This window comes from Micromonospora sp. NPDC050795, from assembly GCF_044456785.1.
In the GTDB taxonomy this organism is placed as follows: domain Bacteria; phylum Actinomycetota; class Actinomycetes; order Mycobacteriales; family Micromonosporaceae; genus Micromonospora.
The window spans coordinates 1-7,255 of sequence record NZ_JBITGE010000072.1; the positions used below are offsets into that span (position 1 = coordinate 1).

5 protein-coding genes and 2 pseudogenes are annotated in these 7,255 nt (G+C 67.2%); 4 read left to right on the forward strand and 3 right to left on the reverse strand.

All coding sequences use genetic code 11. The annotated features are described in order from the left end of the window. Window positions 1-72 precede the first annotated feature (72 nt). Together ACIBEF_RS31835 and ACIBEF_RS31840 are read right to left on the reverse strand one after the other, a co-directional pair. Window positions 73-435 (reverse strand): hypothetical protein, encoded by a 363-nt coding sequence (locus ACIBEF_RS31835; protein WP_396797120.1) that lies wholly within the window; start codon window positions 433-435, stop codon window positions 73-75. Window positions 436-581: 146 nt separating this feature from the next. Then, window positions 582-1,154 carry a hypothetical protein gene (locus tag ACIBEF_RS31840; protein WP_396797121.1) on the reverse strand — a complete coding sequence of 191 codons (573 nt, stop codon included), beginning with the start codon at window positions 1,152-1,154 and terminating at the stop codon, window positions 582-584. Window positions 1,155-1,239: 85 nt separating this feature from the next. On the opposite strand from ACIBEF_RS31840, the pseudogene ACIBEF_RS31845 reads away from it, so the two are divergent. From ACIBEF_RS31845 to istB, 4 genes and pseudogenes are all read left to right on the forward strand, one after another. After that, window positions 1,240-1,719 (forward strand): annotated as a pseudogene (locus tag ACIBEF_RS31845) (transposase); the annotation flags it as partial. A gap of 299 nt (window positions 1,720-2,018) precedes the next feature. After that, a complete protein-coding gene (locus tag ACIBEF_RS31850; protein ID WP_396797123.1) occupies window positions 2,019-4,238 on the forward strand; it encodes an ATP-dependent RecD-like DNA helicase in 2,220 nt (739 codons plus the stop codon). A 611-nt stretch (window positions 4,239-4,849) separates the two neighbouring features. After that, window positions 4,850-5,571, forward strand: a pseudogene (locus ACIBEF_RS31855) (Mu transposase domain-containing protein); the annotation flags it as partial. Window positions 5,572-5,621: 50 nt separating this feature from the next. Further along, complete coding sequence (gene istB, locus ACIBEF_RS31860; protein ID WP_396797125.1) at window positions 5,622-6,371, forward strand: IS21-like element helper ATPase IstB; 750 nt, start codon at window positions 5,622-5,624, stop codon at window positions 6,369-6,371. Here the strand turns inward: istB and ACIBEF_RS31865 are convergent. Continuing rightward, on the reverse strand, window positions 6,311-7,255 hold a 945-nt coding region (locus ACIBEF_RS31865), incomplete at its 5' end, for a transposase (RefSeq protein WP_396797127.1). The genes istB and ACIBEF_RS31865 overlap by 61 nt on opposite strands.

The window sequence follows — 7,255 nt, forward strand, 5'->3', positions numbered from 1 at the left end:
CCGGATCATCCGAACAACAGGGGAAGGAAGTCATACCGGGCCGGGCGACCGAGGGTCCCCGGCTGGGGACGATCAAAAAGGTAACGGGGGGGGGTCGACGGAGCGGGCGATGCTCCAAAAATCTTCATCGAGGGCGGTGCTGCTGCTGGCGGCATCGATGAGGTGGCGCAGGGTGTCCGATTCGCAGGTGAGGACGGTGGCCAGGCGAACGGCGTGGGCGGCGGTGGGCACGTGACGCCCGGCGAGAATGTCCATCGTCACGGTGGTTGCGATGTCTGCCCGGGTGGCCAGCTCGGCGGGGGAGATGCCGGCGAATTCGGCGTAGACGCATAGGTAGCGCGCCAGCGCCCGGCGGGCGGGTGGTGCCTGCGCGTCGATCGTGGCAACGAGGAGCCCGAAGCGGATCCGCCGGCGGGTGGCGGGCAGCTCCGGCAAGTCGATGATGGGTCGTGCGCAGGCCGGGCGCGGCGACGAGTTCCAGCGCGACGCACTGGCGCGCGTACTCCTCGCGGATCGTCGCGACCTCTGCGGCGATTGTACGAACCCGTAGCAGATCCTCCCTGACCTCATGGAACTGAACCTCAAGCTGGTTGGCTTGGCGGACTGCGTGGTTCCGGGCGTTCTCCGAGATCCGCAGGTTGCTGACGTGGCGCTCGGTCTCCGCGCGAAGGCGTTCCTGCAGGCGGGCGAGTTGGCGTTGCAGTACCGGGATGGCAGGTTCGCTTTCCGGGACGTTGCGCTGGCCGGGCTTGCCCGGAGGGCGGCTGACTGGCCCGTTGTAACCCGTGGGGCAAATGACCACGGGCGCATTGGTACCAGCCGGCGGCCAGGGCGCGGATGCCAGCCGTGTGGCAGCCGTTGGGTAGACAGGCGATGATCAGCTCGGTCATCTCCCAGGTCGGGCCCAAGCGGTAGCGGCTGAGCTGCTCAGAGAGCTTCTGGCGGTTGAGGCCCGGGTAGTGCAAGCCCCGATTATGGGCGTGCTCGAGGATCTTTGCCTGTCCGCCGACGCCCAGGTAGTCGTTAATCAGGCCGCGCACGTAGAGGGTGTACTCGGCGGCGTCCGGGTTGGCGGACCGCGTGCGGATGGTGCCCTCGTCAACGGAATACGGGCGGGCGTTGCGGCGCGGCGCGGGGTGCTGGCCGGTGCTCATGCGGTCGTTCCTTGATGCACGCGGGTGGCCCGACAGCGGTTGATGTTGTCGGGAGTTGGTCCGGACCTCTTTCCCGACATTAGGGGCGTCTGTCGACGCCGCAAAGGCGGACCTGCTCTGGCAGGCGTTCCTGCGCCGCTTCGACATCGAGCACACCTTCCGCATGCTCAAGCAAACCCTGGGCTGGACCAGCCCGAAACTGCGAGACCCGCACGCCGCTGACTGCTGGACCTGGCTGGTGCTGGCCGCCTACACCCAGCTACGCCTCGCCAGAGGCGCCGTCGGCGACCTCCGCCGGCCCTGGGAACGCCCAGCACCACCCGAACGACTCACGCCCGCCCGCGTCCGCCGAGGCTTTCGGCACCTACGCACAAAAGCCGGCAACCCCGCCTGCGCACCGAAACCCTCCCGGCCAGGACCCGGCCGACCACCCGGACTACGCAACCGCCACCCGGCAGCCCGCCACGACGTCCACCTCGTCACCGCCGCCACCAGCACAAAGGCCACAGGCGGCACGAAGAAGACGAAGGCTTCGCATAACCCGAGGCCACGACGGAGGGGTTAAAGATCAAGTTAACGGCGCTGGGCAGCGCAACCCGGTCGACCCCGGAACCGGCCCCCAACCTGAGCGGACACCGCGACCGGCCCGGAACACCACTGCGGTCCCCGCATTCTTCACCGGCGACCCGCCATTCTGACGGGCAGCCCCCACCTCGGCAGCCGCGCACCGGCCCGGCAAGCATCAATGACAGTCACTCAGCTCGTTGCTCAAGTGCAGACGAGCGTAGAAGCAAGGTCGTCAGGATGCCGAGCGGACGGGTGTTGTCGCGAGCGGTTTGGTGTTGAGGCATCGCCAACGGCACGATGGTGGGCGTGTCTGCGGCTGTCTCGTCCCGCCCGTCCCCGCATGTGCTCGAAGCGGTGCTGGAACGGCTGACGTACGTCAACGAGGAGACCGGGTACACCATCGCCCGGGTCGCGACCGGCCGTGGTTCGGACCTGCTGACGGTGGTCGGCGCGCTGCTGGGGGCGCAACCAGGGGAGAGTCTGCGGTTGCAGGGTTGGTGGTCGTCGCATCCGCAGTATGGCCGCCAGTTCGAGGTCACCTCGTACACCACCGTGCTCCCCGCGACGATCCAGGGCATTCGCCGCTATCTCGGTTCCGGGCTGATCAAGGGCATCGGGCCGGTGTTCGCCGAGCGGATCGTCGAACATTTCGGCCTCGACACCCTGCAGATCATCGAGGACGAGCCGGCCCGGCTGGTCGAGGTACCGGGTCTCGGCCCGAAACGCACGGCGAAGATCACCGAGACGTGGGCGGAGCAGAAGGCCATCAAGGAGGTGATGGTGTTCCTGCAGGGCGTCGGGGTTTCGACGTCGATCGCGGTACGCATCTATAAGAAATACGGCGACGCCTCGATCAGCGTGGTGAAAAATGAGCCGTACCGGCTGGCCGCCGATGTGTGGGGGATCGGGTTCAAAACCGCCGACACGATCGCGCAGGCCGTCGGGATCCCGCACGACAGCCCGCAGCGGGTCATGGCCGGGTTGCAGTACACGTTGTCGCAGGCCACCGACAACGGCCACTGCTACCTCCCCACCCCGCAACTGGTCGCCGACGCGGTGAAAATCCTCGACGTGCCGGCCGAGCTGATGATTCGTTGCCTCGACGACCTTGTTGGCGAGGAAGGTGTCGTCCGCGAGAGCTTGCCCGGCGCGGATGGGCTGGTCTCGGCGATCTACCTGGTGCCGTTCCACCGGGCTGAACAGTCCCTGGCCGGTTCGGTATTGCGGCTGCTCGGCGACCGGACGGACCGGATGGCGCAGTTCACCGGCGTCGACTGGGGCAAAGCGCTGACCTGGTTGAAGGCACGCACCGGCACTGATCTGGCGCAGGAACAGGAGCAGGCCGTGCGGTTGGCTTTGACGTCGAAAGTCGCCGTACTCACTGGCGGTCCCGGCTGCGGTAAAAGCTTCACCGTCCGTTCGATCGTCGAACTCGCTGCGGCCAAAAAGGCGAAAATTCTGCTCGTGGCGCCGACCGGGCGGGCCGCGAAACGCCTCGCCGAGTTGACCGGCCAGCCGGCGGCGACGGTGCATCGGCTGCTGAAACTGCAACCGGGCGGGGAACCCACCTATGACCGGGATAACCCTCTGGATGTCGACCTGCTCGTGGTGGACGAGGCGTCCATGCTCGACCTGATCCTTGCCAACAAACTCATCAAGGCTGTCCCGCCGGGGGCGCATCTGCTGCTGGTCGGAGATGTCGACCAGCTTCCGTCGGTCGGTGCAGGGGAAGTGCTGCGGGATTTGCTCGCCGCTGACCCGGTGCCCCGGGTCCGGCTCACTCAGGTATTCCGGCAGGCGGCCGACTCCGGGGTGGTCAGCAACGCCCACCGGATCAATGCCGGCAGGCCCCCGCTCATGCAAGGGATGACGGACTTTTTCTTCTTCCCAAGCGACGACACCGAGGCCACCGCCGCCCTGACCGTCGATGTCGCGTGCACCCGCATTGCGAAACGCTTCGGCCTCGACCCGCGCCGTGAAGTCCAAGTGCTGGCCCCGATGCACCGCGGTCCGTCCGGGGCGGGCGCGCTAAACATCCTGCTGCAGCAGCAACTCACCCCCGCTCGGGAGGGCATGCCGGAGCGCCGTGTGGGCGGGCGGGTGTTCCGGATCGGTGACAAGGTCACCCAGATCCGCAACAACTACGACAAAGGCGTGGCAGGGGTGTTCAACGGCACCGTCGGCGTCGTCACCGCCTTGTCCACCGACGATCAGAGTCTGACTATGCGCACCGACGAAGACGAACTCGTCGACTACGACTTCGACGAACTCGACGAACTGGCACATGCATATGCAATGACGATCCACCGCTCACAGGGCTCCGAGTACCCGGCGGTGGTCATCCCGATAACGACCAGCGCCTGGATGATGCTCCAACGCAACCTCCTCTACACCGCGGTCACGAGAGCCAAGAAACTCGTCGTGCTCGTCGGCTCCCGGCGTGCTCTGGCCGCGGCTGTGCGTACCGTCGGTGCCGGCCGCCGCCACACCGCCCTCACCTACCGTGTCCGTTCGTAACAGTTAACCGGCGCACCCTGCAGATAGCCGAAGGATCCGGAGCGAAGCGGGCACGGGGAACCACGGGGTGTTCTCGGTCGGGTGTGTCCCGGTCAGCGGTGTCGTACGGCTCGGTAGCGTTGACGTTGACGTTCAACCATCGATCTGGCGGAGTTCTTCGTGGCGCGGCTGGTCCTGACGGCTGAGGAGGCAGCGGTGTGCGAGGCCGTGGGGGTCAGGTCCTTGGTCCAGGCACCGTTCGTTTGTGGCCAGCGGTGATCTGGTCGACGTCAGCTGGGACCGGCGAGCCGGCCGCGGACGGGCCGTCGTGCGGGGCGAGAGATCCGGTCGGGTGATGGCGTCGGTCGTGGTCGGTGCCGACGGTGCGCTCAAGAGCGTCAGTGGAACATGCACGTGTTCGGTAGCTCCGCTGTGCGTGCATCCGGCGGCCTTGGTATTGATCGCCTGTACGTCGGATGTGTCCAGGCCGCAGCCGGCGGCGTCGTGGGAGTTGGCGCCGGCCGCCTTGGTCAGTCCCGACATCCCCGGCCGCTGAGCACGGTTCTGCGGACCTGGCGTTGCAGTTCGACCCTGAAGACGGTGACGGTCCCGGGGAGTGGCGGATCGGGCTCCGGACGCTGGTGTGGGAGCGGGAGTCCGCGATCGGCGGGACCGGTCGGGTCAGCGCACCCGCGGCGGCGTTCGCCGGCACCCTGGCCACGCAGATCAAGCTGGCGCCGCCGCGGGACCCGGAATACAAGGGCAGGGTCGAGCGGACCAACCAGTTCCTGGAGACGTCGTTCCTGCCCGGCCGCACGTTCGCCTCACCGGCCGACTTCAACGAGCAGCTGGCCGGCTGGCTGCAGCGGGCGAACACCCGCACTGTCCGGTCGATCCACGGCCGGCCGGTCGATTTGCTCGAGACCGACTACCTGTCCATGCTGCCGCTGCCTCCGGTCGACCCTCCGATCGGGTTAAACCACCGGGTCCGGCTCGGCCGCGATTACTACGTGCGGGTCGATACCGTCGACTATTCCGTCGACCCGCGGATGATCGGCCGGTTCGTCGATATCACCGCCTCGCTGGACACCGTCATGGTGTTCTGCGACGGGCAGATCTCGCTCGCCACGGGCGGTCCTGGGCCAAGCACGGCGTCATCATCGACCCGGCGCACAAGACGCTTGCCGCGTCGATGCGCCAGGCGTTGGCCGAGGACCGCCGCCGCCGTCAGGCAGCCACCCGCCACCACACCGATGGGCACGCCGTCGCGTTGCGGGCACTGCCGGACTACGACGCCCTGTTCGGCGTCGATTTCACCTACCCGAACCCGAGCACGAAAGCGAGCAACGAGTGAGCACAGCCAAGACCACGGCGGCAGCGCCGAAGGACGGCATGCCGTCAATGATGGCCTACCTGGCCAGGGTGTTGAAGACCCCGACCATCGGCCGGGTCTGGGAAGAACTCGCCGCCCAGGCCCGTGACGAGAACTCTTCGCACGAGGACTACCTTGCCGCGGTCCTGCAACGCCAACTCGCCGAACGCGAGTCCAAGGGCACCACCATGCGCATCCGCACCGCGCACTTCGCCCAGGTCAAGACGCTCGAGGACTTCAACCTCGACCACCTGCCCTCGCTGCGCCGCGACACCCTCGCGCACCTGGCCACCACCACGTTCGTCGCGAAGGCCGAGAACGTGATCTTGCTGGGCCCGCTCGGCCTCGGGAAAACCCATCTGGCGATCGGGCTCGGCGTCAAGGCCTGCCACGCCGGCTACTCCGTGCTGTTCGACACCGCCAGCAACTGGATCATCCGGCTCGCCACCGCGCACCAAGCCAACCGCCTCGAAGCCGAACTCAAGAAGATTCGCCGCTACAAGCTGATCATCATCGACGAGGTGGGCTACATCCCGTTCGACCAGGACGCCGCGAACCTGTTCTTCCAGCTCATCGCGTCCCGATACGAGCAAGGCTCCGTCATGGTCACCTCGAACCTACCGTTCGGGCGCTGGGTCGAGACGTTCTCGAACGACGTCGTCGCCGCCATGATCGACCGCCTCGTCCACCACGCCGAGGTCCTCACCCTCACCGGCGACTCCTACCGCACCCGCCAACGCCGCGAACTCCTCGCCAAAGAAAACCGCGCCAGCCGCGACTGACAACCCCCGAGGGGGTCAAACCTGCGGGACTGATCCGGGGTCAATTCCACGGGAGCGTCGACCAGGTGCGCGCGTTGCTCGGTGACGGCGGTCAACTCGGCGACACTGGCGGCGTTGAGGTACTGGCGAACCGTGGCCTGGTGCAGGCCGAGCTTGCGGCCGATCGCGGACTTGTTCAGTCCTTGTGCGGCGAGCTCGTGAACAGCGCCGTGGTGTTCGCGCAGGCGGGTCACGATCTTCTTCTCGGGTAGCGGCTGCACCTCGGCGGGCATGGTGTCGTCCGCTGGCGGGGGTGCCGGAGCGACGAGCCGGGACCGATAAGCGTTCACGGTCTTCTCGACCGCCTGGCCCAGGTTCTGCCAGAGATGGAACCGGTCCGCGACCTGAACCGCCTGCGGGGCTCCGGAGCGGGCGCCTTCGCCATAGCCGCCAGCCCGGTCCCGGCAGATCACCTCGATCTCGGGGTGCTGCCGCAACCACTCGGCAAGGCTGTCACCGTCGCGGCCGTCGAACATGTCGACCGGGCGGTGGCTGTCCGTGTCGATCAGCACAGTGCCGTAATGGCGGCCTCGGCGGAACGCGAAGTCGTCGACGCCGAGGACGGTGATCGGCGTCTTCGGCGGGTCAGGCACCGCCTTGACCAGCCGCAACAACGTATCGCGACCGGCAGCGACCCCGATCACCGACGCCAACCGGGAACCGGCCCGGCCAGCCAACGCCAAACCGATCTGCGTCAGCACGCCTTGCAGCCGCGGCGACCTGCTCCGCAAACGCGTCGTCCTCGCGCACTGAGGCATTTTCATCGTGACGATGCAGGTCACGGAAGGCTTTGGTCTGATGTGCACAGCGGGCGAGGCTCCCGGTATGACAGCAGTCGACCAAGA